The sequence below is a fragment of the Bacillus cereus group sp. MYBK5-2 genome (genome assembly GCF_051915685.1).
Taxonomy (GTDB): Bacteria; Bacillota; Bacilli; order Bacillales; family Bacillaceae_G; genus Bacillus_A; species Bacillus_A cereus.
This window is the reverse complement of record NZ_JBQAFE010000001.1, coordinates 106,514-131,721: the sequence shown is the minus strand read 5'-3', so window position 1 is coordinate 131,721 and position 25,208 is coordinate 106,514. Positions and strand designations below refer to the sequence as shown.

Genomic DNA, 25,208 nt, shown 5'->3' with positions numbered 1-25,208 from the left:
ATCCCTTCCACATCTAAAGATTGAATCAATTAATCAATTTTCATACTAACTTTAATCTTTAATCCATTATTCACCTTTGAATCTATTGACATTTCTCCACCTAAACTATGAATTCTAGCTACAATCCCGGATAAACCTAAACTACTATAAGAATGATTTAACTCGTCTAAATCTATCCCCATTCCTATCCCATCATCATCATAAGTTAAATTCAAATATCCATTTTGCTCATATAATCGAATTGTAACTTTAGAAGCTTTTGAATGCTTTAGTGCATTATTTAATAACTCCTGAATAATTCTATAAATTGCTTGTTCATATTCTACATTAGGTAGAATAATATTATCTTGAATTTCATAATAGAAGAAAAATGTAGCTTTAAGATTTACTTGTTTAAATAAATCTAATAATGCTTTTTTCAAACCTAATTCATATAGAAATGGAGGACGTAAGTTATTACATGTTTCACGAATGACATAAATATGATCTAAGACATCTTCATATACTTCGTTAATTATTTTTTTCATATCGACATCTGGAATATCTTTATGATATTCCTCTAATTTCCTAGACAAGCGTATTTGGTCTTGTAATACACCATCATGAATATCACTCGCCAAATTTGTCCGCTCTTTTTCAGACAAATTAAATAGTAACTTTGAAAGCCAAATTGGAGGCTGTTTCGGTTCATTTATCGTTTGCAACTGATTCACTAATTCTTCCACTTGATATGAGCATTCTAATAATAAATCAGCATAACTACACAATGTCTCTAACCATCCAATTTCTTGAATGTTCAAACCTCTCCTATTATTAGACTTACATAACAATATAATCATTGTTTTTGCTGAAATGGACAAAACAAACACAAAATGATCTTCTAATTGTATAATGGAACCAACAGTATATGTCTCTAACTGATATCCATTCAATTGCTTTAGCACATCTTCAGAAACATATCCATCCCTAATAATTTTGAGCGAATTATCCCCTTTACTCACTTCAATACAGCATATTTCTTCTATTCTTAATACATCATTGATTTCTCTCTTTATGCTAACAATTAAGTTTGAAAACTTATATTCATTTTTTGCCTGATGTAAAAATCTATGTAAACTAAACTGATAATTTTTCTGAGAATGATATAATTTTTTCCTTAATTTAAAATCCAAATAATCCTTTATAAAGCAAGAAAGCATTAACGAAACAAACAAGATACCAGCAAATCGAATAACATCTAATATGTTATCGCTAGTATTGTGGAAAATTAAAATCCCTAGTATAACGATGAAACCCGTTAGACATATCGACAGTAAAGCATAATATTGAACTCTATGAATAACAAAATTATAATCAAATATTTTCCCTTCAATAATCATATAAAAAATACAAATTGGTACCAATAAAAAAAAGATCGCTGTCGTCTCGACACTTATTATTTCTTTGTAATTTATCAAATTAGGAATTAAAAATAAGAATATAAATGGCATGGCTGATATGATTGTGCTCATAATAATAACTCTTATAAACTTAAAATAATAACTTTTTCTACTTTTAAAATAAAATCTAAACAATACATATACTGTTAATAAAAACAAAACAGAACTTAACAATATAATATAACTCGTCGATAAATCATTATATTTTAAATAAATAAAAATGGTTAAACAAACTAAAATAAACGCTATTATATTTATGTAGATTAATTTTGTTTTTGTTATAAACCTTATCTTCAAGTTTTTCGTAAACATGTCCATAAATTTTATAAAAAAGACAACTGAGTACGTTAAAGAAATAGCAACTACAATATACGCTATTGAATCTTTTCGTAATCCCGCCATAATACTAATGTAACTCATTCCTAAACAATGCAGAAAATAGATTAAATCTTTCGTTCCTGCATTCAAGTATGGAGCACGTATTAAAATATATGTAGCCACAAAAAAACATGTTAGATAAAACACAGTTGGTAAAAAAAGATGATAAACCAATTGCTTATCGTACGGATTATACTCTACTTTATATTCTTCTATTGTTCCCCCTTTCTTGATTGTAATTTTCTTTACCCTTTCAGTAGCACCATATAATGAAATATTAGAGTTATCATCAGGGAGAATCCCATCTATTTTTTCAATAATATCCCCGACTGCTAGATCTTGTTCTGCTGCCCAGCTATTTTTCACAATATTATTAATCACCAAATGATTTTCTTGATGCTCTATCTCAATCCCTACCCTAGGATATAACATAATTTCGATTGCAAAATAACTAAATAAACTAAGCGATAGTAACGTTACAATCAATTGATATTCATACTTAAATACTCGAATCACTTTTGTACAAAACTCCTTTTTAACTACAGCAATAACTCCATTTTCTACATTTTGTCATCATAAATTAAAGCATACACATTTCATTTAACGGTTATAAGCACAAAAAATATAGTTATCCTCTAATATAGAATAACTTTCACATTATCATTCACATTTGTTAGATAGAATTTATCATTCATTCAATAAATCTCTACTTTGTTAGTTGTAATACTAATATTATTTATCCTAATTTCAGACTCATTTATAAGTAAAATTCCTACTAGCTGAGAATTTTGATAAAAAATCACTTTCCATTATCACATGTATCAACTTTTTTAATGATATTTCATATTTAAAGTGATATAACTCGATACAACGCCTCACAGTTCACCTTCCTCCTTGTCCTAATATGTAATTTTAAAGAAAAACCTTAGTTAATACTAATGAAAGTTTATTCATATTTCATCAAAAATTGATTACGCTTTACCGAACATGAATTATTCGGATATATAATATAAAACGTACAGTTCCCCTTATTCCAAATATAAGCCTTTTTCTACAACAAAAAAGACACTCCTAAACTAGGAGCGTCTTCCACTATTACGCTTGTTGTTGCGCGCTATATAATTCTTCAAGTGGCTTCATGATAATTTTGTTAACGTCACCGATTACAACGTTTAGGCGTTGCTCAGTTTCCATTAGTTTTGTAATTTTAGCATCTTGTTGAATGCGAGCTACAACTTCTTGTGCTTGTTGGTTGTCTTCTTCAGTGATTTCTTGGCCTTGCATCATTTTCTGTTGTAGGCTAAGTTGCATTGTACGGAACTCATCGAATAAGTTCTTTGAAGCTGTGTCAGCTTGAACTGCTGCGTAGCTCTCTTTTAAAGTTTTGAAGTCTTCGTTTTCAGCGATTGCTTTTTGTAATTCATATGCAACATCATGAATGTTCTTTGTCATTTTATTTTTCCTCCTTTAGAAGGCTAGCGCTTTTCACTCGCACTGCCTTTTACGTGCATTTACATACGCACCTCTTCTTACCATATCAAACTATGCAAGAGATGTGAAGAAATTTCACTTTTATTTCTATGTACTCACCTTATTATCTAAGAAACAATAGTAACAATCCTTGTACGAGCCCGATTATTCCGCCTAATAACGCTCCTAAATACGTAATCATTTTCAATTCGTTTTTCGTAATAGACAGAACTAAGTCTTCTAATCTTTCTGTTGAGAATGTAGACACTTCTTGCTGGACAATTTCCGCAAGGTGTAGATTATTTAGTATACTCTCCACATTTTCTGTTCCACACTTTAAGCCTTTCGCTACTGCACTTGGAACCACTTTTTCAATAATTGTTTCTCGAACTGGTTCACATACTTGCTGAACAGATTGATTTAAAAACTTACTCACTGTTTCCTCTACTTTAACTGCTGACAGCACGGAGCTTACAATCATTTCTTTCTCCACAAATGCTTCTAATTCTTTTACATCTCTTCCTTTTAACTTTTCCCACTCTTTTTGCATTACGTCAGTTAAAAGCTGCTTTGTAGCATCTTGCCCTAAAAACTTAATAACTTCTGGCTGCACACGATCCACAACACTTACATTTCCTAAAAACATCCCAACTAAGTTAAGTAGCGTTCCACGAGAAGCAAAGAAATCATCAATCATTTTTGAAAGACGCGCTTTCCCTTCTTCACTTTCAAAAAAGCTAATTCCTCGCTCTAAAATAAACGCCGAGGCATTCGGAATCGCATTCTCTATCTTTTCATGTACAGAATGAGGTAAAGCCTGTTCCCATGTATATGTATAATACTCTGCTAAAAATGCATAAATTTTTTCTGTAATCACATATTCGATTTTTCGAGTCGCTTCTTCTTCTACATGCGCTACATTCCATTTTTCTAACATATATCGCAGTGATTGTTCATTCGTAATTACTTTATCCACTTCCACTTGCGCCCAGTGGATTAAACCTTTTTGAAACTCTTCATTTGTTAGCTTTTTTCCAATTCCTTCTGGTGTTAACAAATGTTCTACAACCATTTTTCCTAATTGAACAGCAAGTTCATCACGACGCTTCGGAATTAACCCTGGTGTAAATGGAACTTGAAACTTTCCGATATAAATAGGACGATGAGGACGAAATAACATTTTTATCGCTAAATGATTCGTGTATCCCCCAATAATTGCTCCGAGTCCTGTCGTCGTTAACATATTTAACCATATATTCATTACAATCAACCTTTCACTTCTCCAAAACTATAGCATATCATCATACGGACAAAAGTATAATGGTATAAAAACGTATTTGCAATATATAGCTTCGCCTATTATGCAAATAGTAGTAAAGGAGTGATTTCGTTGGTTCTCGGCCTTTTAACTTCTAAACTTCATTATGAGCAAACGTATTACACCGAAATCGCTAAACGAGCTCGGCTTTATCATAATGTCGTTGCCCAGTTTACGCCATTTTGTATTGATTCTAAAACAGACCTTGTTTCTGGTCTTATTTACGATACAGATACAGGAAAATGGAAAGAGCAAACATTCCCTATTCCTTCTTATATATATGATCGTTATTCTTTTCACGAGGAAACAGACTTTGAAAAAGCAAAATCAATTATTCACTCTTTGCACAACCGTCCTTCCACTACCTTTTTAAATAACACACTTATTAACTTAAGTGAACTACATGATTTATTTCTCACTAATAAAAAACTGTCTCCTTATATACCCAAATTTGAAGTGGCAACGATACAAAACATTTTCAAACTGTTGTTAAAAACTAAAGATATTATTATACGCCCCACTAATATACATTCTAAAGATAACTTATATCGAGTCGCTTACAAAAATAAAACGTTTCATATCGATACAGTAAATGAAAAATACCATACTTCTCTTCCAATCAAGCGGACAGATGAATTTATATCTTGGTGTAAATCTAACATACGTTCATCACGCTACATAGTGCATACCATGCTACAACCACCAAATCAATTAACATACCCACTCCACATTCGAACTATTTTGCAAAAAAACAAAGAACAAACTTGGAATATTATCGGTCAATTTATACAAAAAAGTTCATTTCCTAATCAACTTTTACCTTCAGCAACAGACGATGATTCATTGCATTCATTTTCAAAAATTAAATACGTACTATCTAGTACAGGTGTGCAACTATTGCAAGACGCTTTACACGACATTATAAATGAAGTATTCCAAACACTAGATCAGTCTTATTCTTCATTATTCGAACTAGAACTTTCCACAATTATGGATCAAAAAGGCGCAATTTGGCTTATGTATGTCAACACGATTCCTCCTTACGAACAATACATTCGTCATAGTGATTCATTAGCTGAAAAGATATTTCACGGACCACTTAAATTCAGTCGCTTTACACCATAATGAAAGGAGGTAAACCTATTTTGAAAGAACATATATATACATTAAACATTTCAGATGAACATCCAAATAGCATTACTTTACCTTACGTTTTTTCTATTACACCGCCTATTACATCTCTCTCCTTCGGCATACGTCATATTGCAAGTGAAGAGGTGAAAATTCATTATTCCTTTACTCGCGAAATTATTATCGGAAAGCATATTGCCGAAAAACTTTTACTGCCTCAATCAACTACTATTCATGCATTTACACAAAACCAAACAATTATTTTCGGACCATTAATCGGCATTTTTACAACTGGCTTTAATGATGATTCTTCTAACCCTTTAGGAAATCGTTCAATTGCTCTGAGTGAGTTGTTAACACCACCATTCTCATTACGACCGTTCGTATTCGTCTTTGGCGTTCAACATATACACTGGGAAGAAGAAACGATTGAAGGATATTTCTTTCAAGAGAAACAATGGATAAAGAAAAAAGTCCCTTTACCAAATGTCATTTACGATCGATTACCGAATCGGCAAGCGGAAAATTATAAACCAATTGTCAGGGCAAAAAGAAAATTAGAACAAGACTACTGCATTCCATGGTTTAACCCAGGGTTTTTCAATAAATGGGAAGTTCATCAACTTCTTATGAAAGACGAATCAATTAAACCCTTATTACCAAATACAGAAGCATTTCAGCATTTTGAACAAGTAGAACGGTTTCTTGGCACGTATAAATCAGTGTACATGAAACCAATACACGGGAGCTTTGGTAGAAATATTCATCAAATATTTTATTCTCAAACAGAGAATTGCTACTACTGTCGTTATCGCGAAAATGAAGAAAATAAACTGAGAAAGTATCAATCATTAGAAACGCTTCTAAACCATGTATTAAAAGGACATGATTTAAAAAAGTTTATCGTACAGCAAGGTATTTCGTTACTTCGCTTCGATGGGCAACCTGTTGATTTCCGCATTCATACAAATAAAAACCATTTCGGTAATTGGATAGTTAGTGCAATCGTCGCCAAAATCGCCGGCAAAGGCAGTTTAACAACGCACGTAAATAGTGGCGGTGATACAAGATTATTACAAGAGCTTTTTCCAGATTCAACGAAACAAGTTCAAATTGAAAATAAATTAAAACATACTGCCTTACAAATAAGTTACGCGCTCGATGAACAAGTAACTGGAAATATTGGAGAAATCGGTTTTGATATCGGTTTAGACACAAAGGAAAATCCGTGGCTCTTTGAAGCCAACTCTAAACCTGGGCGAACTGTATTCCAAGATAAAAAATTAAAAGAGCAAAGTGAACTGACGCGCCAGTTATTTTACGAATATGCCGTCTACTTAACTGAACATTCTTTACGTGATACAAAAGAAAAAATGTCTCAAATAAAATCAGGGGCTTCATCAAACACCGAACATATCCCTTCTCCTATGATTCACTCACAAATACAAAAACAAAAACTTCCACCTAGATAATAAGGTGGAAGTTTTCTATTTACACAAGTTTTACTACAACCTCAGTTTCCACGTTACATACTCCGCAATAAAAAATATGATTGCAATATTCATTTGAATTATTATGCGTTAAACCATCTACTGCACTTAATAATTCTTGATCCATATAGGCACTATAATCGTCTATATAATCTACAGACTTCCCATAATCTTGGAGTATACTTTGGCAATTTTGACAAGAATATGTTTGTGATTCTAATGCGTTGCAAAGCGGGCAAATCCCCATCATGATTCCTCCATACGTTATCGTTTAAAGCCTCTCTTTTTTAGATTGAAGAGAGCAACCTATCCAGCCATAGGAGCGGTCACTCCATCCCTACTTAAAAATAGAACTATGAAGTTGCTACCGATTTCATTTCAATAAATCATAAATAAGAAGCTGATAATTAGCCTACAAGTAGCAGGCTACAATGAAAAAATTATATTTAATATCCTCCTTAGTTTGGCCTGTTTTCTTAAAAATACAACGATTACTCTTATTTCATAATTTACGAAATCAATACGTTTTTTTGACAAAATTTACAAATTATTATTTTGTATATCTTTCTAGGTAACATCCATACTATGAGTACAAACTTAATTACCGATGGATTAGCGCCAACCGGGGCGATAATCTGGTTCAACTCCAGCTAGTCCAACCAAAAAAACTTTTATAACTCTAAGGAGGATATATTCCTATGGCAAACCAAAATTCTTCAAATCAATTAGTAGTACCAGGTGCAACAGCTGCAATCGATCAAATGAAGTACGAAATCGCTCAAGAATTTGGTGTACAATTAGGAGCAGATTCTACGGCTCGCGCTAACGGTTCAGTTGGTGGAGAAATCACAAAACGTCTAGTTGCAATGGCTGAGCAAAGCCTTGGCGGATTCCACAAATAAATATATATGGCAAAAAGGTCTCAAGGCATATGCCTTGAGACCTTCCTTAATTTATTGCAACATTTGTAAAAACTTCTTCGTGCGTTCTTCTTTTGGATTTGTAAATACTTCTTCTGGTGTACCTTGTTCGACAACGACACCACCATCCATGAAAATAACACGGTTCGCAATTTGATGTGCAAAACGCATTTCGTGCGTTACAATAACCATCGTCATGCCCTCTTTAGCAAGTTCTTTCATTACTTTCAGAACTTCTTGAACGAGTTCAGGATCAAGCGCTGACGTCGGCTCATCAAATAGTAACACTTCCGGCTCCATCGCAAGCGCGCGCGCAATTCCAACGCGCTGTTGTTGTCCACCTGATAATTGGAACGGATACAAATCCACTTTATCTGCTAAACCAACTTTTTCAAGGAAATAGTTTGCTTTTTTCTTCGCTTCTTCTTTCCCCATTTTTTTCACTGTAACGAGCCCTTCCATTACATTTTGAAGTGCTGTTAAATGCGGGAATAAATTATGGTGCTGGAATACCATACCTGTTTGCGTACGAAGATTAACAATATCTTTCTTCGTTACTTTTTGAGAGAAGTTAAGCTCTTTATTACCGATACGAATATTACCAGCGTTTGGCGTTTCTAATACATTGAGACAACGTAAGAATGTCGTTTTACCAGATCCAGACGGCCCAATAATAACAACAACCTCGCCCTTCTCAACTGTTAAATCTATATGCTTTAGTACGGTATTATCTCCGAAACTTTTTTGTAAGTGCTGAATTGAAATCATAAAAACAAAAACTCCTTTTGTAAAAGGATTATTTTAATGTGTAGCGTTCTGAACGCTTTTCTAACATCTGTTGTACGATTGATAACAAGAAACAAATAACCCAATAAATAAGACCTGCTTCAAAATAAACAATTAAAAACTCGTAGTTCATCGCCGCAATTTCCTGCGCTTTTCGGAACATTTCTGTTACTAAAATTAACGATGCTAATGAAGTATCCTTCACTAAGCTAATAAATGTATTCGAAAGCGGCGGGATTGATACGCGCGTTGCTTGTGGTAAAATAACACGTTTTAATGCTTGTGGATATGTCATCCCAATTGTATAAGCTGCTTCCCACTGCCCTTTCGGAATGGAAAGGATAGAAGCACGAATAATTTCAGATGCATATGCACCGACATTTAATGAAAATCCAACAACTGCTGCTGTATATGGCTCAACTTCAATATTAAGAGTTGGAAGACCATAGAAAATAATAAATAACTGTACAAGAAGTGGCGTTCCGCGAATGATAGATACATAGATACGAGCAATCCATTGTAAAATACGACTACCTGAAATACGTGCGAGCGCTGTTAACGTCGCAAGTATAAGACCGATAATAAATGTAATAAGCGTTAATGGAATTGTTGTAAAAACAGCTTCCTTCAGCATAGGCATGAAGGAAGTCTGCATAATATCTATCCAAGTAGACAATCGATCTGAAACTAATGCACTACTTAGATACATTTTCACCGAACCATTTTTTCGTTATTTTGTCATACGTACCGTCTTTTTTCATATCTTCTAACGCTTTATCTACTTCTTGTACAAGCTTATCGCTACCTTTACGGAATAAGAATCCACTTTCTGAAGCTTCTTTTTCTGTATCTACAATTTTAATTTTTGCATCTTTTTTCGTTTCTAAATAATTTAATGCTGATAACTTATCATTAATTGTAAAATCAACGCGTCCTGAAGCTAATAATTCTGCCGCTTGGCTAAATCCTTCTACACCAATAATTTCCGCACCGTTTTTCTTAGCAATATCTGCATAGTTACTCGTTAAAGATTGTGCTCCTTTTAACCCTTTTACATCAGCAAATGTAGCAGGCTTATCTTTATCTTTTGCGATAACTAATGCCGCTGAAGATGAAATATATGGTTTAGAGAAATCGTATTTCTTTTGACGATCTTCACGAATACCAACTTCGTTTGCAACCATATCGAAACGTTTTGCATCTAGGCCAGCAAGTAAGCTATCCCATTGTGTTTCTTTAAATACAGGTTTTACACCTAAACGTTTTGCAACTTCTTCTGCTAATTCAACATCGAATCCAGTTAATTTATTGCTTGAATCGTGGAACGTAAATGGTGGATATGTACCTTCTGTACCAATTACAAGTTCACCGCTTTGTTTAATCTTTTGTAACGCGTCTTGACTAGCTGTATCTTTTTTCTCTTCTTTACCGCAGCCGGCTACAATCCCGATCGCTAATGTAGTTACTGCAAGCACTGAAAATAATTTCTTCATGATAGTAATCCTCCAAGTATTCTGATAGGAATTTAAAAACTATATTGATTGTATGCAATCTTGAACAATTTTTCAATGAAAATGTTCTTATTTAGTTTATCCTTTTTCTTCATAATCAAACAAAAGGGAAAAATAACGCTACATACAAAAAATAAGTAACATTTTTTAATATAGCATTTATGGAGAAAAAGGTAAAACAATACTTCTTATTTAACTGTCGTAATTCGCTAAAGAGTCGACATGTTCATCAATAAAAAAGAACTTGTGAAAATCACAAGTTCTCCTCCATGCATATTAAGCACTCTGATTGCCTTCCATTTGCGTTTTATACATATCGTAATAACGCCCGCGCTTTTTCATGAGTTCATCATGAGAGCCTTTTTCTAAAATGGTTCCTCTATCGAGCACAATAATTTGATCTGCGCTTTTAATCGTTGAAAGGCGGTGAGCGATAATAAATGTCGTTCTTCCTTTTTTTACAACTTCTAGTGCTTGTTGAATCATCGCCTCTGTTTCTGTATCAATACTAGACGTTGCTTCATCTAAAATTAAAATAGCTGGATCAAAAGCGAGCGCCCTAGCAAACGAAATAAGCTGACGTTCTCCAGTGGAAAGCGTACTTCCCTTTTCTGTAATTTCTTCATTTATATTGTTCGCAAATCTTTCAGCACCAACATCACGTAACGCCTTTACAATGCGCTCTTTTGAAATTTTTTCATTTTCTAAGCTTACATTGGAAGCGACCGTCCCGCTAAAAAGAAACGGGTCTTGCAGTACGATTCCCATATGCTCACGAGTTGCTTGTTTCGGCATCTCTTTTACATCGTGACCATCAATCGTAAGCTTTCCTTTTTCAAACTCATAAAATTGAAAGAGTACATTCATGATAGAACTTTTTCCTGATCCAGTATGACCGACAAGTGCCACTGTCTCGCCTTGTTTCGCTTCAAAAGAAATATTTTTTAACACTTCATCTTTTCCATTATAAGAAAATGATACATTATCAAATTTTACATTTCCTTTTAAACGAGGCATACGTTCTTCTTCTACCGTTTCCCCTTTTTCCTCTAACAATTCAAAGACACGTTCTGATGCAACGCGCGCTTGCTCTAAGTTTGCAAGCTGGTTCACCATATTCGTAATTGGCGAGAATAATCGTGTTAAATAATCGACGAACGCATACAGTACCCCAAGTGAAATAATACCTGTAGCACTTAATGACGCACCGCCGAAATACCAAATTACTCCTGTGAAAGCGATATTTCTTAATACGGCTACTAAGTTATGCGAAGTTGCTGCATTTAAATTTAAAATTTTATTTTGATACTTAAAATAATCGCCATTTAATTCTTCAAATTCTTTTTTCGTTTCACGCTCTTGACGGAACGCTTGAATAATTGGCATCCCTTGAATGGATTCATTCACTGTTCCGTTAATATCAGATAAACGAGAGCGCATTTTATGATTGTATACAGACGCGTATTTTCTATAAAGAATCGCCCAAACAATTAAAATTGGGATAATTAATAAACATAATGAAGCGAGCTTCACATCTAATAAAAATAACGCAGCGAATATCCCAATAATATAGATGATACTAGAAACGAATGTTGCCAGCACCGTTACATATAAATCACGAATGGCCTCTGTATCATTCGTCACACGCGAAACAATTTTCCCCGCCGGTAAATGATCAAAGTACCGAATTGGCAACGTTTGAATATGAGAAAAAACATCTTCCCTCATAATTTGAATAATTTTGTTCGCTGCCTTTTGCAAGAAGAACTGCTTTCCGTATGCAAATAATGACACGACTACTAATAAAGCGAAATAGCCACCACCAAGTAATAATAGACGGTTTATTTCTGGCTTATAAAATGCAAATACTTCTTCCTTTGTTAATGCTTTCGCTTTATAAACTTGCACCGCCTTACCATTTTGAACGGTAATCATATCCCCTTTTACAGTCCGTGACCCTTCCGCATTTACTTTATTCGGTACAAAATAATATTGAAAACCGACTTGCATCACACGTACTTCTTTACCTTTTGTCTCGCCTTGTTCAAAGCGATCACTTCGCTTATAAAAAGCGCCATTATACGAAACAGCTTCTTCACTCTTTTCTGTTTCATACCAAGGTTTCTCTATCCCGACGATATGATCATCAATCATCGTTTTAGCAACGAAAGGACCAGCAAGCTCTGCGATGACGAAAATAAATAACATTAACATCGCAGCAAAAATCGTCCCTTTCACTTTCATCGCGTATTGAAACAACCGTTTTGAAACGCTCATATTTTCACCCCACTATCCGCACTTTCACTTTCACTTTCACCTTGTTGTCTTTCAAACTGTTCAGCATACCAGCCTCCGCTCTGGATAAGCTGAGCATGCGTACCTTCTTCTATAACTGCGCCTTCATCCATAACGAGAATCCAATCCGCATGTTGCACTGCAGATAAACGATGCGTCGTAATAATCGTCGTCTTTCCACTTCTTTCCGTTCTTATATTTTCAATAATCGCTGCTTCCGTACGAGCATCTACAGCTGATAAAGAATCATCCAAAATTAAAATTTCTGGATTTTGAATAACAGCTCGTGCAATCGAGATCCTTTGTTTTTGCCCTCCTGATAAAGAAACACCTTTCTCTCCAACGAGCGTTTCTAACCCTTCTGGTAAAAACTCTAAATCCTTTTTAAACGCAGCAATTTCAATTGCTTTCTCTAATTCTTCTTCAGTCGCTTCCCTATTTCCGAATAAAATATTTTCTCGCGCTGTTTTTGAGAACAAAATATGCTCCTGCGGTACATAACCAATCCAGCCGAGTACATTTTCATTCGTCATTTTATCTAATGTCACATCAGAAACTGCAATATCTCCATCTCCAAGCGGATATTGGCGAAGAAGCTGACGTACAAGCGTTGTTTTCCCGCTTCCTGTTTTTCCGACAACCCCTAGCGTTTCTCCTTGCTTTAATGTGAAAGAAACCTTTTTTAAATTTTCTTCAGTTGATGAAGGATATGAGAAAGACACATCATCAAACTGAATATAATCCGGCTCTTGCACAAGCTTTGGATGTTTCGGATTCTTTACATCTGGCTCATACGCTAACGTTTCATTCACACGGTCAAGCGAAGCATTTCCTCTTTGCATAACATTAATTAATTCACCAATTGCAAACATCGGCCAAATCATCATCCCTAAATACACGTTAAAAGAAACGAGTTCACCAAGCGTCACCTTTGACTGGAACACAAGGTATGCACCGTACACTAAGCCGATTAAATAACTAAGACCGACAAGCATTTTCACAGTTGGTTGGAATAATGCATCAATCTTTGCTACCTTCATATTTTTTTCGTAGACGTCATCTCCTAAATGATGAAATCTTTCCTCGTCTGCATTCTCTTGTACATATGCACGAATAACACGCACACCAGCGATTGATTCAAGCACTTTATCGTTCATATCACCAAACGCATCTTGCGCAACGGTAAATCTTTCATGCAATTTCTTTCCATATATATTCATCGCATACGCCATAATTGGAAGCGGAATAAGCGCTGCAAATGTAAGCTCCCAACTAATTGTAAATCCCATCATAAAGACAATCGTAAGCATATATAAACTAGAATCCACAAGCGTTAATATACCAAAACCAGCTGTCATAGCGATTGCTTTCAAATCATTTGTCGCTCTCGCCATTAAATCACCAGTACGATTTTTTTGATAAAAAGTCGGCGTCATCTTAAGTAAATGCCCCATAAATTTAGAGCGCATCGTTTTCTCAAGTACGAATGCACCGCCAAACAATTGATGTTGCCATACGAAAGTGAGGCCATATCCAACGATCGTAACCCCTATTAAAATAAGAATAGACTGTATAATAGCTTCGTTCGATAACGTTCCTGTTTTTATGTTATCTATCGTAACCCCTAACACTTTCGGGGGAATCACTTCAACTATATTCACAATTAAAAGAGCTCCAATGGCAATACTATATCTCTTCCAGTGCTCCCTAAAAAACCATTTTAGCTTTAGTAATACTGATAACAATGTAACCTCTCCCTTCTCGTTCTCGTTTACCTCTCATTTCTTTATCCACTATCCAGACCTATCACATTTACATTTCGTAACCCATACAATCTCATCACATTTTTCCACCTTCCAAAGTTTTTTATCGGAACTAAACAAGGGAAAATAAACAAAAAAAAGCATACCGCCGCTTGACGATATGCACAGGAATGCATAAAAGCGTACGTTACGATATACGCAACGTACGCTTTTTATAAGACAAAGATGCCCTATATATCCGTACGGGTTGCGTAATGATATGAATGTTTTCTGCCATTTAACAGAGCTAAGCCCATTACATTTACGATTACAATCATTACGCACACCCCTTTCATTTATTTTCCATTTATAATCTTACAACTTTATTGAGTATTCTGTCAATTATTTTTTTACAAATAATATAAAATACACGACAATCATAAAAAATGATAAGGATGCATGATACGATAAATTAATTTGAAATAAGGGAATATTCCATAAGAAAGGGCATACAAAATAAAAAAAGAATAAGAAATCGTTTTCACAAACATTTCATTTGAAAAATGTTATCAAACCCCCTACAATCACCTTATACTCACTCTTACAAGTTGCTATTTTAGGAGGACTAATCATGACAACTAGCAATACGTACAAATTTTATTTAAACGGAGAATGGAGAGAAAGCTCTTCAGGAGAAACAATCGAAATTCCATCTCCATACTTACACGAAGTAATTGGACAAGTACAAGCAATTACTCGCGGAGAAGTAGATGAAGCAATTGCATCTGCAAAAGAAGCTCAAAAATCATGGGCCGAAGCTTCCCTACAGGATCGCGCAAAATACTTATATAAATGGGCTGATGAGCTCGTAAATATGCAGGATGAAATTGCCGATATCATTATGAAAGAAGTCGGTAAAGGATATAAAGATGCGAAGAAAGAAGTTGTTCGTACAGCTGACTTTATTCGTTACACGATCGAAGAAGCTTTACATATGCACGGAGAAAGCATGATGGGCGATAGCTTCCCGGGCGGTACAAAATCTAAGCTTGCGATTATCCAACGCGCACCACTTGGTGTTGTATTAGCAATCGCACCATTTAACTACCCAGTAAACTTATCTGCTGCAAAACTTGCACCAGCATTAATTATGGGTAACGCTGTTATTTTCAAACCAGCAACTCAAGGTGCAATTAGTGGTATTAAAATGGTTGAAGCACTTCATAAAGCTGGCCTTCCAAAAGGTCTTGTAAACGTAGCTACAGGACGCGGTTCTGTAATTGGTGACTACTTAGTAGAACACGAAGGCATCAATATGGTATCGTTCACAGGTGGTACAAACACAGGTAAACATTTAGCGAAAAAAGCTTCAATGATTCCACTTGTATTAGAACTTGGTGGTAAAGATCCTGGTATCGTTCGTGAAGATGCTGACTTGCAAGATGCTGCAAACCATATCGTAAGCGGTGCATTCTCTTACTCTGGTCAACGTTGTACAGCTATTAAACGTGTACTTGTACACGAAAACGTAGCGGACGAGCTTGTTAGCTTATTAAAAGCGCAAGTAGCTGAACTATCAGTTGGATCTCCAGAACAAGACAGCACAATCGTTCCATTAATCGACGACAAGTCTGCTGACTTCGTTCAAGGTTTAGTTGACGACGCTGTAGAAAAAGGTGCTGCAATCGTTATCGGTAACAAACGTGAGCGTAACTTAATTTACCCAACATTAATCGATCACGTAACAGAAGAGATGAAAGTTGCTTGGGAAGAGCCATTCGGCCCAATCCTTCCAATCATCCGTGTTTCTTCAGATGAACAAGCAATTGAAATTGCTAACAAATCAGAGTTCGGTCTGCAAGCAAGTGTCTTCACTAAAGACATTAACAAAGCATTTGCAATTGCTAACAAAATCGAAACTGGTTCTGTTCAAATTAACGGACGCACAGAGCGCGGCCCTGACCACTTCCCATTCATCGGTGTAAAAGGTTCAGGTATGGGCGCACAAGGTATTCGTAAGAGCCTTGAGTCTATGACACGTGAAAAAGTAACTGTATTAAACTTAGTTTAATCTTATAAAAAGAAGCTGATCTATTTATAGATCAGCTTCTTTTCTATATAAATACTTCCGAAAAACGGAGTATTTCATTCTACTTCTGATTTGGTTTTCCAAATCGAACTAAAACATGCCATAATAATTTTAATTCCTGAAGCACTTCTTCATAAGTTCCACGATCACTCCAAGATAATGGATTGCACTTCAAATCCACTACAGCAGAGCCAATTATATTTGCATCAATACAATGATTCCGTGCAATACGCCTTGCTAAAGATGGCATTTTTGAACCTCTAAAATCCATCGGAACTTCGTCTACCGCAAGTACAAAACCGATGTGCCAATACAAATCAATAGCATACTTCAGGCAAATTTCTTCTAAAACGTTTCCTACATCCGTACCCTTAAATGAAGGATCTGCAACAAGCGCTTCCACGTCTTCTTTTAGAGAAATCTCTCCATGAATCTGCGCTTCAATATAATGATTAAGATTACGGGCTGGCTCTTTGCTTACTACATCTATAAACGGCCTTTTCAGATTAGCCAGTAAATGATTAATTAATATTGTTGGAGTCAAATTTCCTTCACCAATTGCAAAATCTCTTACGAATGTCTCTTCCAAAAGAGCAGCTAAAATCATATCAAACTCCTCATAAGTCCCCTTTTCTTTCGGATCTTGATGCGAATCTAAATATGTATATGTAGAACGCGAAGAAACTTTTGGAGATAAGAGAAAATAACAGGAACCAAAACGCGGAGCCGGCCCATCTGGATGTAACATTAAATTTAACGCTCCGTATTTTGGACGTTGCTCATTCGTTACGCCTTCTAATTGATATGCCCCTCCAAATATTCTCTTTTCCCAAAGGTCACGTTCACCACCAGGATACGCAGATACGCTTCCATTAGATAGCAATGTTTCAAACTGACTTTTATATACTCCTTGCTCAAATAGTGCTTCAGCAACACTTTTCTTACTCGAATCTAGTCTGTCTGGATGAAAGTGTAAAGCAATCCTTGCGTGAGATTTTAAATTAGCGACAGCCTCTTCAAATATTTCATCTGTAATATTTGACATTTTAAGTATATGATTAATCGTTGCTTTAGCCTCACGTTTTTCGTTCTCTGCATATTTTGAAATATACTCTAAAGCAAATAATTGAGATCTTGATAATTCCATAACCAAACCTCTCCTTTAATTAAAATGACCTTAATCATTTCAATTAAAAGCTTATTCTTTCCTTCTTATGAAACGAACCTGATTTATTTAAAAACGTAATTTACTAAATCTTAATTATGCATACACGCATTTTTCATAGGCAAATGTACACATTCTACAGAAATTTGATACCCTAGCCATCGCTCAGCAATATGTTCAAATGATAAAACAGATCCCGTTGTAAAAAAACGATGTTTCGGATTCAGATTGTCAGACAAAATTCCTTTGTGCTGTAAAATGGTGCTTAACTCTATCGCCGTTTCTTCTGCAGAACTAATAATCGTTATATCTTCTCCTAGTTCCTTTTTTATATAGGACTCTAAAAGTGGATAATGCGTACATCCAAGAATTAACGTATCTATATCTTCTTTCGTTAATGGAAGTAAAGCTTGTTTCACTTGCTGCGTGACATATGTTGTATCTTCTAATTGATTTTCTACAACTGTGGCTAAAGTCGGGCAAGCATAGCTATGCACTTCCAAATATGTATCCAGCTCGTGTAATGCTTTTTCATACATATTAGATTTTATCGTACCTACAGTTCCAATTACCCCGATTCCTCCTTTCTTTGTCACTTTAATTGCCGCTCTTGCTCCTGGATGTATAACGCCAATAACTGGAATGGAAAGTGCTTCTTGCAGCGCAGTCAATGCAGCAGCTGCAGCAGTATTACATGCTACGACTAGCGCTTTTAATGGAAACTGTTTGAGGAACTCAACCATTTCAAATACGAAAGATTGCACCTCCTCTACACTTCTTGGCCCATACGGGCAACGCTTATTATCACCAATATAATAAATGCTTTCTTTAGGCAATTGTCTTATAATTTCGCTCGCAACTGTTAATCCCCCAACTCCCGAATCTAGCACACCTATTACTGAATGTTTATGACATACAGACATTTACTTCATCCCCTTTTCAATCATCTAGCGCTAATAACATGTATTATATTACGAAAATTCAAATATCACATAACAATCCCTCTTACTTTTAATCACAAACTCTTCTCTATAATCTGATTATTACTATATCCATTGACGTATAAAAATACATTTGTTACTCTTAAAGACGTTAATTTAATATTTAAATCCTCATTCGTATCTCGGTGAGGTAGAGGTTGCAATCATTAAGAGTATCATTTCAGGAGATGTAGTGGCATTGATGAAGGAATGAGAAAGGAATGGTTGCCGAAGTAAGTCGTGTCCACCATGCACGCTTGCTGGGTCTGCATTTAATAAGTGCAGAACTGTCACAAACGCTTCGTTTGTGGAGAGCTATCGAGAGGTATGTCGTGGGTTTCTTATAAGATAGAAAGCATGTAGCGGCAAATTACGTGCTTTTTTTGTTTTGTTTGGGACTTCTCTTCCTGACTCAGGAAGACATACATATCTCCTCGCTTGACTTGGTTATACTAACTTTGGAGGTATTTTCTATGCAACAAAAAAAATGGGGCTTTTGGGTACTAACAGCTTTCGTTGTCGGTAACATGGTTGGCGCTGGTATTTTCATGGTGCCAAGTACGTTGGCACAAACAGCAAGCCCACTCGGTGTCACTTTAGCTTGGTTAACTACAGGGTTTGGTGTTTTAATGCTAGCTCTTGTTTTCGGTAATTTAGCAATTCGTCGTCCTGATTTAACGACAGGGCCACAAAGTCATGCATATGCTTTATTCTCAACACCAAAAAAGAAAAAAATGGCTGGCTTCAGTATGGTATGGGGATATTGGGTTGCAAACTGGGCAAGTAACGTTGCCATCATTACATCATTTGCGGGATATTTATCACTCTTCTTCCCAATTATGAAAGATACGCGACTACTATTTTCAATCGGTTCGTTTAACGTAGAAGTCGGAAAACTAATTACATTTACGATTTGTTCCATCTTACTTTGGGGAACTCATATTATATTAACAAACGGTGTAAGCGGAGCTGGAAAACTAAACTTCTTAGCAACAACAACGAAAGTAACTGGATTCCTTTTATTCATCGTCGTTACGTTATTTGCATTCGAAGCTTCTAAATTTGGACAATGGTACACACCGATGATTGATAAATCAGGGGCATCACACGGTCTTCTTTCACAAGTGAATTTAGCTGCTCTTACAACACTTTGGGCGTTTATCGGAATTGAATCAGCCGTTCTTTTATCAAACCGTGCTGTTTCTCCAAAAACGGTAAAACGCGCAACAGTTGCGGGATTACTTATTACAGTTGCCATCTACTTAGGAATCACAATTTTAACAATGGGTGTACTTCACGTTGATAAATTACAAGCTTCTGAACGTCCATTAGCAGATGCACTAAACGCTGCAATGGGTCACGGCGGCGGGAAACTGATGGCATTACTTGCTCTTACTTCCCTGTTCGGTTCTATCTTAGGCTGGATTTTATTAAGCTCAGAAGTACCTTATCAAGCAGCAAAAGAAGGTTTCTTCCCTTCCTTCTTCACGAAAACAAATAAAAAAGGAAGTCCAATTTACTCATTACGATTAACAAACATTATGTCGCAAGTATTCCTATTCTCAACATTATCAGGAACCATTGCGGAAGCTTATACATTCGTTATTACCGTATCAACACTGGCCTACCTCATTCCATATCTCGTTTCACCAATCTTCCAGTTAAAACTAGTCGCAACTGGTGAAACATATAAAAATGAAATGCGGGCAAGAATTACAGATGGCATAGTCGCAGTTATCGCACTTTGCTACGCACTATGGGTTATTAAAACGGGCGCATCCGATATAAAAACGTTCCTTCTCGGAATTGGTTTATTCGTAATCGGATTTGCTTTCTATCCATTAATGAATCGTGATCAGAAAAAAAATAACGAAAAGAAAAACGGGCAAGTTGCATAACGCAATTTGCTCGTTTTTTCTTTTGTAAAACATATATAATAGAACAAAGAGGTGAAAAACATGTCAATCGAATCGCTATGGAGCAGTCGCTTCCAACAACATATTCAAAATATCATTACATACTTTGCACGTATGATTAACGGTTTACTATATAGCTTTATCTTTATTTCATGCGTTGGTGCATATTATTATGCTCAGTTTCTAAAAGCATCTCCTTCTAAAGGAATATCTTTAATAATTATAACGATTGTACTTACATTCATTATAACGAGATGCCCTATCCGTACATTTATTCAAAAACCTGATGCTGTCTATTTACTAGCACTAGAAGAGAAATTAACATCTTATTTCAAAAAATCTCTTCTATACAATTACATCATTCAGCTTTTCCCATTGTTATTTACGTTCCTTATTCTCGTTCCACTTGCTATGCAATCATTACAATTAACGGTACCTTTTTTATGTACAATCTTTATCGTGTTAATGATTACGAAAGCCTGGAACATGTACATACATTGGATGTGGCGTGATAGTCACGAAAAAAATATATGGCTAATCATTCGTATTACTTGTAACGCCCTAATCATTTACATGCTGTTTTATTCCGCAAATGTTCTCATATTGGGCGGACTACTCTTACTACTTGCTTTCCTACTTCTATATACGAAAAAACAGCCTACAAAACGAATACCGTGGGATTACATAATCGAGCAAGAAGAAAAAATGAACGTTCGTTTTTATCAATTTGCTAGCATTTTCACAGATGTTCCGCAACTGAATAAACAAGTAAATAAAAGAAAATGGCTTACAAATTGGATTGAACCTTTATTACATAAAAAACGAGCAACTTTCTTCTACTTACATACACTAGCATTTTTACGTGGAAATGATTATTTCGGTATATATATTCGCTTAGGATTGATCGGTGCTTTCGCCTTATATTTCATACCAAATATATACGTAAAAGGTGCTATCGCTTATATCGTCCTATATATGATTTCTATGCAACTTCGCTCTCTGTGGAAATATTTTTCGGGAAATATTATTGTAGCATTATATCCAACCCATACTGAAGAAAGGATGAAGCAATTTCTTAGCTTAATCTTTATATTGCTAAGTATTCAACTCATTGTATTTTCAATTGTTATACTCATTGCTACAGGTCAATTTTTACATAGCCTTATCATTATGATTGTCGGGTTACTCTGGATCAAATTTATTATTGTACCAAAAACGAAGCAAAGAATTTCCGCATTTTAACGAAAAGAATTATCTTAAAAGCCAAGGAGCAAATAAATTTTCTCCTTGGCTTTTTTATTTTTTAATGTTAAACCTATCGTTCATACTTAATTAAAAACTTTAGGTATGTTACTCCTGTTTTTCTTAAGCATAGAGTGCTATACAAACTCCCTTTCTTCCCCTTGATGTTTTAGGGTTTAATTATGATTTTTACATACAAAAATCATAATACATGTTTACATACTAATAAAAAGGGTATCTATTAAATTAACAGAGTAAAGGAGGGGCCTATATTGTGAATAAAAAAACGGAACAATTGAAGCATCACGTTACTGACAATCAATGCAAACATGCTTTAACAACAAATCAAGGGGTAATAATAGCTGAAGATGAATTTTCTTTAAAGATGGGCTTAAGAGGCCCAACCTTAATGGAGGATTTCCACTTTCGCGAGAAAATGACCCATTTTGATCACGAACGAATTCCCGAAAGGATTGTTCATGCACGCGGGGTTGGCGCTCATGGTTATTTTCAGCTTTATAAATCTTTAGAAACATATACGAAAACAGATTTTCTTACTAATCCTTCAAAGAAAACACCTGTATTTGTACGGTTCTCAACCGTTCAAGGTTCTAAAGGATCCAACGACACAGTAAGAGATGTACGCGGATTCGCCACAAAATTTTATACAGATGAAGGAAACTATGATTTAGTGGGTAATAATATGCCAGTATTCTTTATCCAAGATGCTATTAAATTTCCTGATTTTGTCCATGCAGTTAAACCAGAACCACATAATGATATTCCTCAAGGAGCTAGCGCTCATGATACCTTTTGGGACTTTGTTGCGCATAATCCTGAGTCCACTCATATGGTCATGTGGCAAATGAGCGACCGAGCTATTCCGCGTAGTTTACGAATGATGGAAGGTTTTGGAGTTCACACATTTCGACTCATTAACGCAGCAGGAAAAGCCCATTTCGTAAAGTTTCACTGGAAACCTACCCTCGGGGTTCATTCATTAGTATGGGATGAAGCTCAAAGGATTGCTGGGAAAAATCCTGATTTTCATCGTCAAGATTTATACGAAGCAATTGAAAAAGGGGATTATCCTGAATGGGAGCTTGGATTACAATTAATTCCAGAAGAAGATGAACATAAATTTGATTTTGATATTTTAGATCCAACGAAATTATGGCCAGAAGAAGAAGTTCCCGTAAAATTAGTTGGTAAAATGACATTGAACAAAAATGTTGATAACTTCTTTGCTGAAACAGAGCAGGTAGCTTTTCACCCTGGTCATGTCGTACCAGGTATTGATTTTTCAAATGACCCTCTTCTGCAAGGAAGATTATTCTCCTATACAGATACACAATTATCTCGTTTAGGGGGCCCTAATTTCCATCAAATCCCTATCAATCAGCCCGTATGTCCTTTTCATAATAATCAACGTGATGGTATGCATCAAATGCAGATTCATCGCGGTCAAACAAGCTATCATCCTAATGGATTAAATAACAATCAACCTGCAACCGTCCAAGCCGAACAAGGAGGATATGAACATTATCAAGAAAAGATTGATGGGCATAAAATTAGAGGTCGCAGTAAAAGCTTTCTTAACTTTTATTCTCAGGCTAAACTTTTCTACAATAGTATGAGCCCTATTGAAAAGCAGCACATAAAAGAAGCTTTTTGCTTTGAAGTTGGGAAGTGTAAATCAGACATGGTGAAGGCAAATGTAATTGCTCTCCTAAACCACGTCGATCGTCAATTAGCACAAGAAGTCGCTAACATTATTGGAGCTCCTTTACCTAAGGAAAATCAAGAAGTAAATTCAGATGCAAAATCACCTGCACTAAGTATGTCCAATACTATTTTTAAATCTGATTCCAAAAATGTTGCAATTCTATTAAATGGTGACCCAAGCGTCTCACTTCTGTCCGAATGGATTCAAGCTTTTGTACAACACCGAATTAACTATAGCATCATAGATAATAAAATTTATCAGTTCAATGATTCCATTAAAGTAACTGATACTTATACAACAACAGACTCCTCCCTTTTTGATGCAGTATTAGTGTTTAGTAGTGAGTCTGTCATTCAACCCCCTGTTTTAGAATTTGCAGAAACTACTTTTAAACATTTTAAACCGATAGCTCATGTCCTTAGTAATCCTCATGCTTTGGACCATAGTAAGATTAAACTGGATGGAGCAGGAGTTTACAACTTAACAAACACTTCAATTGAATCATTTATAGAAGCCATTGCCCAAGGAAGATTCTGGAACCGATAATATAAGGAGCGGATTAGAATGAGTAAAAAAATTGCTATTTTAATAACGGATTATTTCGAGGACACAGAATACACAGAGCCAGTAGAAGCTTTTAAACAAAAGGGATATGAATTAACAACTATTGAAATGGAAAAAGGGAAAACGGTACACGGTAAACAAGGAAAAAGTGAAGTCGTAATTGATAAAAGTATTGACGATGTTTCTCCAGAAAACTTTGATGCCCTCTTCATACCAGGCGGGTTCTCCCCAGATATACTTCGTGCAGATGAACGTTTTGTTCGCTTTAGTAAAGCATTTATGGATGCAGACAAACCAGTTTTCGCTATTTGTCACGGACCTCAGCTACTCATCACTGCACAAACACTTGAAGGACGTGATGTCACTGGATATAAATCTATTGAAGTCGATTTGAAAAATGCTGGCGGGAACTTTCATGACAAAGAGGTTGTCGTATGTCAAAATCAGCTAGTAACAAGTAGACAGCCAGAGGACATCCCAGCGTTTATTGAAGAATCGTTGCGTATATTAGGATAACTAACCTCCCTTTATTTACATGAAAATAGTTAATCATTGGGGTTTTATTCATCCCCTACTGATTAATTAGCCCTCACCAACTGGTCGTTTACAGGCAATCCGACCACCACAAATAGCAAGATAAATAAAAAGAGGGGAATCCAAAAGTTCAGTTTTAATAATCTTTTAGATTCCCCCCTTTTCTCGCCCAAAAATTCCTTATCACTTTTCATAGGCAGTTCTCATATAGTGAAAATGACTATATAATTCCTATCCATAAGTTAAATAATGATTTCGCACATATATAAATACAAAAGATGGGAGCCTTATTTATGAATAACAATCCACCTTCAACGCCCCCAAATCCAACGGAAACAAATAATAATGAAGTGAGCTTACAAACGTTACGCGTTATTGGGCTAATTGTACTGATTAGTGGCTACATATTAGTAGCGCTTTCTGAAGTAGGCACATTAAAAAATCTTTTGCTACAGCCGAATACCACTCCAAATTTAGCTGAAGTTGATCCGTTCTAAAAATTATATAAAAAG

Annotated in this window: 20 protein-coding genes and 1 riboswitch; of the genes, 9 read left to right on the top strand and 11 right to left on the bottom strand. The window is 35.4% G+C overall.

What is annotated here, in order from left to right; translation table 11 throughout:
- Positions 1 to 29: 29 nt before the first annotated feature.
- From ACTFP3_RS00810 to ACTFP3_RS00800, 3 genes are all read right to left on the bottom strand, one after another.
- Positions 30 to 2,333: an ATP-binding protein gene (locus ACTFP3_RS00810; RefSeq protein WP_410988267.1), complete on the bottom strand. Its 2,304-nt coding sequence runs from the start codon at positions 2,331 to 2,333 to the stop codon at positions 30 to 32.
- Between the two features lie 579 nt (positions 2,334 to 2,912).
- Positions 2,913 to 3,269 (bottom strand): YlbF/YmcA family competence regulator, encoded by a 357-nt coding sequence (locus ACTFP3_RS00805; RefSeq protein WP_000164614.1) that lies wholly within the window; start codon positions 3,267 to 3,269, stop codon positions 2,913 to 2,915.
- Positions 3,270 to 3,411: 142 nt separating this feature from the next.
- A complete protein-coding gene (locus tag ACTFP3_RS00800; RefSeq protein ID WP_440009066.1) occupies positions 3,412 to 4,548 on the bottom strand; it encodes a DUF445 domain-containing protein in 1,137 nt (378 codons plus the stop codon).
- Positions 4,549 to 4,677: 129 nt separating this feature from the next.
- On the opposite strand from ACTFP3_RS00800, the gene ACTFP3_RS00795 reads away from it, so the two are divergent.
- Both ACTFP3_RS00795 and ACTFP3_RS00790 read left to right on the top strand, forming a co-directional pair.
- Complete coding sequence (locus ACTFP3_RS00795; RefSeq protein ID WP_000242827.1) at positions 4,678 to 5,730, top strand: YheC/YheD family endospore coat-associated protein; 1,053 nt, start codon at positions 4,678 to 4,680, stop codon at positions 5,728 to 5,730.
- A gap of 20 nt (positions 5,731 to 5,750) precedes the next feature.
- Positions 5,751 to 7,208 (top strand): YheC/YheD family endospore coat-associated protein, encoded by a 1,458-nt coding sequence (locus ACTFP3_RS00790; RefSeq protein ID WP_440009065.1) that lies wholly within the window; start codon positions 5,751 to 5,753, stop codon positions 7,206 to 7,208.
- A 19-nt stretch (positions 7,209 to 7,227) separates the two neighbouring features.
- On the opposite strand, the gene ACTFP3_RS00785 is transcribed toward ACTFP3_RS00790, so the two are convergent.
- Entirely contained in the window at positions 7,228 to 7,473 is a 246-nt protein-coding gene (locus tag ACTFP3_RS00785; protein ID WP_000510474.1) for a hypothetical protein, read from the bottom strand.
- A 451-nt stretch (positions 7,474 to 7,924) separates the two neighbouring features.
- Here ACTFP3_RS00785 and sasP point away from each other — a divergent pair, with 451 nt between their 5' ends.
- Positions 7,925 to 8,128 (top strand): small acid-soluble spore protein, SasP family, encoded by a 204-nt coding sequence (gene sasP / locus ACTFP3_RS00780; RefSeq protein WP_000013338.1) that lies wholly within the window; start codon positions 7,925 to 7,927, stop codon positions 8,126 to 8,128.
- Positions 8,129 to 8,179: 51 nt separating this feature from the next.
- Here the strand turns inward: sasP and ACTFP3_RS00775 are convergent, their stop codons facing one another.
- The 5 genes from ACTFP3_RS00775 to ACTFP3_RS00755 all read right to left on the bottom strand — a co-directional run bounded on the left by ACTFP3_RS00775 (position 8,180) and on the right by ACTFP3_RS00755 (position 14,483).
- Positions 8,180 to 8,914, bottom strand: coding sequence for an amino acid ABC transporter ATP-binding protein (locus tag ACTFP3_RS00775; protein ID WP_000623610.1), 735 nt, complete (start codon positions 8,912 to 8,914; stop codon positions 8,180 to 8,182).
- Between the two features lie 28 nt (positions 8,915 to 8,942).
- Positions 8,943 to 9,641 carry an amino acid ABC transporter permease gene (locus ACTFP3_RS00770; protein ID WP_000281501.1) on the bottom strand — a complete coding sequence of 233 codons (699 nt, stop codon included), beginning with the start codon at positions 9,639 to 9,641 and terminating at the stop codon, positions 8,943 to 8,945.
- On the bottom strand, positions 9,628 to 10,425 hold the full coding sequence (locus ACTFP3_RS00765) for an amino acid ABC transporter substrate-binding protein (protein ID WP_440009063.1): 798 nt from the start codon (positions 10,423 to 10,425) through the stop codon (positions 9,628 to 9,630). Before ACTFP3_RS00765 ends, ACTFP3_RS00770 begins: the two co-directional genes overlap by 14 nt.
- A gap of 294 nt (positions 10,426 to 10,719) precedes the next feature.
- On the bottom strand, positions 10,720 to 12,720 hold the full coding sequence (locus tag ACTFP3_RS00760; protein WP_326035720.1) for an ABC transporter ATP-binding protein: 2,001 nt from the start codon (positions 12,718 to 12,720) through the stop codon (positions 10,720 to 10,722).
- Complete coding sequence (locus ACTFP3_RS00755) at positions 12,717 to 14,483, bottom strand: ABC transporter ATP-binding protein (RefSeq protein ID WP_098213060.1); 1,767 nt, start codon at positions 14,481 to 14,483, stop codon at positions 12,717 to 12,719. Before ACTFP3_RS00755 ends, ACTFP3_RS00760 begins: the two co-directional genes overlap by 4 nt.
- 628 nt (positions 14,484 to 15,111) lie before the next feature.
- Here ACTFP3_RS00755 and gapN point away from each other — a divergent pair.
- Positions 15,112 to 16,551, top strand: a complete 1,440-nt coding sequence (gapN, locus tag ACTFP3_RS00750) for an NADP-dependent glyceraldehyde-3-phosphate dehydrogenase (protein WP_086411387.1) — start codon at positions 15,112 to 15,114, stop codon at positions 16,549 to 16,551.
- Between the two features lie 79 nt (positions 16,552 to 16,630).
- Here the strand turns inward: gapN and ACTFP3_RS00745 are convergent, their stop codons facing one another.
- Positions 16,631 to 17,716: a DUF3626 domain-containing protein gene (locus tag ACTFP3_RS00745; protein WP_324655600.1), complete on the bottom strand. Its 1,086-nt coding sequence runs from the start codon at positions 17,714 to 17,716 to the stop codon at positions 16,631 to 16,633.
- Between the two features lie 110 nt (positions 17,717 to 17,826).
- A complete protein-coding gene (gene racE / locus ACTFP3_RS00740) occupies positions 17,827 to 18,657 on the bottom strand; it encodes a glutamate racemase (protein WP_098770727.1) in 831 nt (276 codons plus the stop codon).
- 201 nt (positions 18,658 to 18,858) lie between these two features.
- Positions 18,859 to 19,040: riboswitch (Lysine riboswitch) on the top strand.
- A gap of 147 nt (positions 19,041 to 19,187) precedes the next feature.
- Between racE and ACTFP3_RS00735 the strand changes: the two genes are divergently transcribed.
- The 5 genes from ACTFP3_RS00735 to ACTFP3_RS00715 all read left to right on the top strand — a co-directional run bounded on the left by ACTFP3_RS00735 (position 19,188) and on the right by ACTFP3_RS00715 (position 25,193).
- Positions 19,188 to 20,612 (top strand): amino acid permease, encoded by a 1,425-nt coding sequence (locus ACTFP3_RS00735; protein ID WP_001186301.1) that lies wholly within the window; start codon positions 19,188 to 19,190, stop codon positions 20,610 to 20,612.
- Positions 20,613 to 20,672: 60 nt separating this feature from the next.
- Positions 20,673 to 21,872 (top strand): ABC transporter permease, encoded by a 1,200-nt coding sequence (locus ACTFP3_RS00730; protein ID WP_086411390.1) that lies wholly within the window; start codon positions 20,673 to 20,675, stop codon positions 21,870 to 21,872.
- A 274-nt stretch (positions 21,873 to 22,146) separates the two neighbouring features.
- On the top strand, positions 22,147 to 24,144 hold the full coding sequence (locus tag ACTFP3_RS00725; protein ID WP_440009059.1) for a catalase: 1,998 nt from the start codon (positions 22,147 to 22,149) through the stop codon (positions 24,142 to 24,144).
- Between the two features lie 18 nt (positions 24,145 to 24,162).
- On the top strand, positions 24,163 to 24,678 hold the full coding sequence (locus ACTFP3_RS00720; protein ID WP_326035722.1) for a type 1 glutamine amidotransferase domain-containing protein: 516 nt from the start codon (positions 24,163 to 24,165) through the stop codon (positions 24,676 to 24,678).
- Between the two features lie 311 nt (positions 24,679 to 24,989).
- Positions 24,990 to 25,193: a hypothetical protein gene (locus ACTFP3_RS00715; RefSeq protein WP_001063863.1), complete on the top strand. Its 204-nt coding sequence runs from the start codon at positions 24,990 to 24,992 to the stop codon at positions 25,191 to 25,193.
- Positions 25,194 to 25,208: the final 15 nt, after the last annotated feature.

What these genes read in the sequence shown, in the direction of transcription:
- ACTFP3_RS00805 (WP_000164614.1), bottom strand. Translation starts at nt 3,269, where the DNA reads ATGACAAAGAACATTCATGATGTTGCATATGAATTACAAAAAGCAATC.
- ACTFP3_RS00800 (WP_440009066.1), bottom strand. Translation starts at nt 4,548, where the DNA reads ATGAATATATGGTTAAATATGTTAACGACGACAGGACTCGGAGCAATT.
- ACTFP3_RS00785 (WP_000510474.1), bottom strand. Translation starts at nt 7,473, where the DNA reads ATGGGGATTTGCCCGCTTTGCAACGCATTAGAATCACAAACATATTCT.
- sasP (WP_000013338.1), top strand. Translation starts at nt 7,925, where the DNA reads ATGGCAAACCAAAATTCTTCAAATCAATTAGTAGTACCAGGTGCAACA.
- ACTFP3_RS00775 (WP_000623610.1), bottom strand. Translation starts at nt 8,914, where the DNA reads ATGATTTCAATTCAGCACTTACAAAAAAGTTTCGGAGATAATACCGTA.
- ACTFP3_RS00770 (WP_000281501.1), bottom strand. Translation starts at nt 9,641, where the DNA reads ATGTATCTAAGTAGTGCATTAGTTTCAGATCGATTGTCTACTTGGATA.
- ACTFP3_RS00765 (WP_440009063.1), bottom strand. Translation starts at nt 10,425, where the DNA reads ATGAAGAAATTATTTTCAGTGCTTGCAGTAACTACATTAGCGATCGGG.
- ACTFP3_RS00760 (WP_326035720.1), bottom strand. Translation starts at nt 12,720, where the DNA reads ATGAGCGTTTCAAAACGGTTGTTTCAATACGCGATGAAAGTGAAAGGG.
- gapN (WP_086411387.1), top strand. Translation starts at nt 15,112, where the DNA reads ATGACAACTAGCAATACGTACAAATTTTATTTAAACGGAGAATGGAGA.
- ACTFP3_RS00745 (WP_324655600.1), bottom strand. Translation starts at nt 17,716, where the DNA reads ATGGAATTATCAAGATCTCAATTATTTGCTTTAGAGTATATTTCAAAA.
- racE (WP_098770727.1), bottom strand. Translation starts at nt 18,657, where the DNA reads ATGTCTGTATGTCATAAACATTCAGTAATAGGTGTGCTAGATTCGGGA.
- ACTFP3_RS00735 (WP_001186301.1), top strand. Translation starts at nt 19,188, where the DNA reads ATGCAACAAAAAAAATGGGGCTTTTGGGTACTAACAGCTTTCGTTGTC.
- ACTFP3_RS00730 (WP_086411390.1), top strand. Translation starts at nt 20,673, where the DNA reads ATGTCAATCGAATCGCTATGGAGCAGTCGCTTCCAACAACATATTCAA.
- ACTFP3_RS00720 (WP_326035722.1), top strand. Translation starts at nt 24,163, where the DNA reads ATGAGTAAAAAAATTGCTATTTTAATAACGGATTATTTCGAGGACACA.
- ACTFP3_RS00715 (WP_001063863.1), top strand. Translation starts at nt 24,990, where the DNA reads ATGAATAACAATCCACCTTCAACGCCCCCAAATCCAACGGAAACAAAT.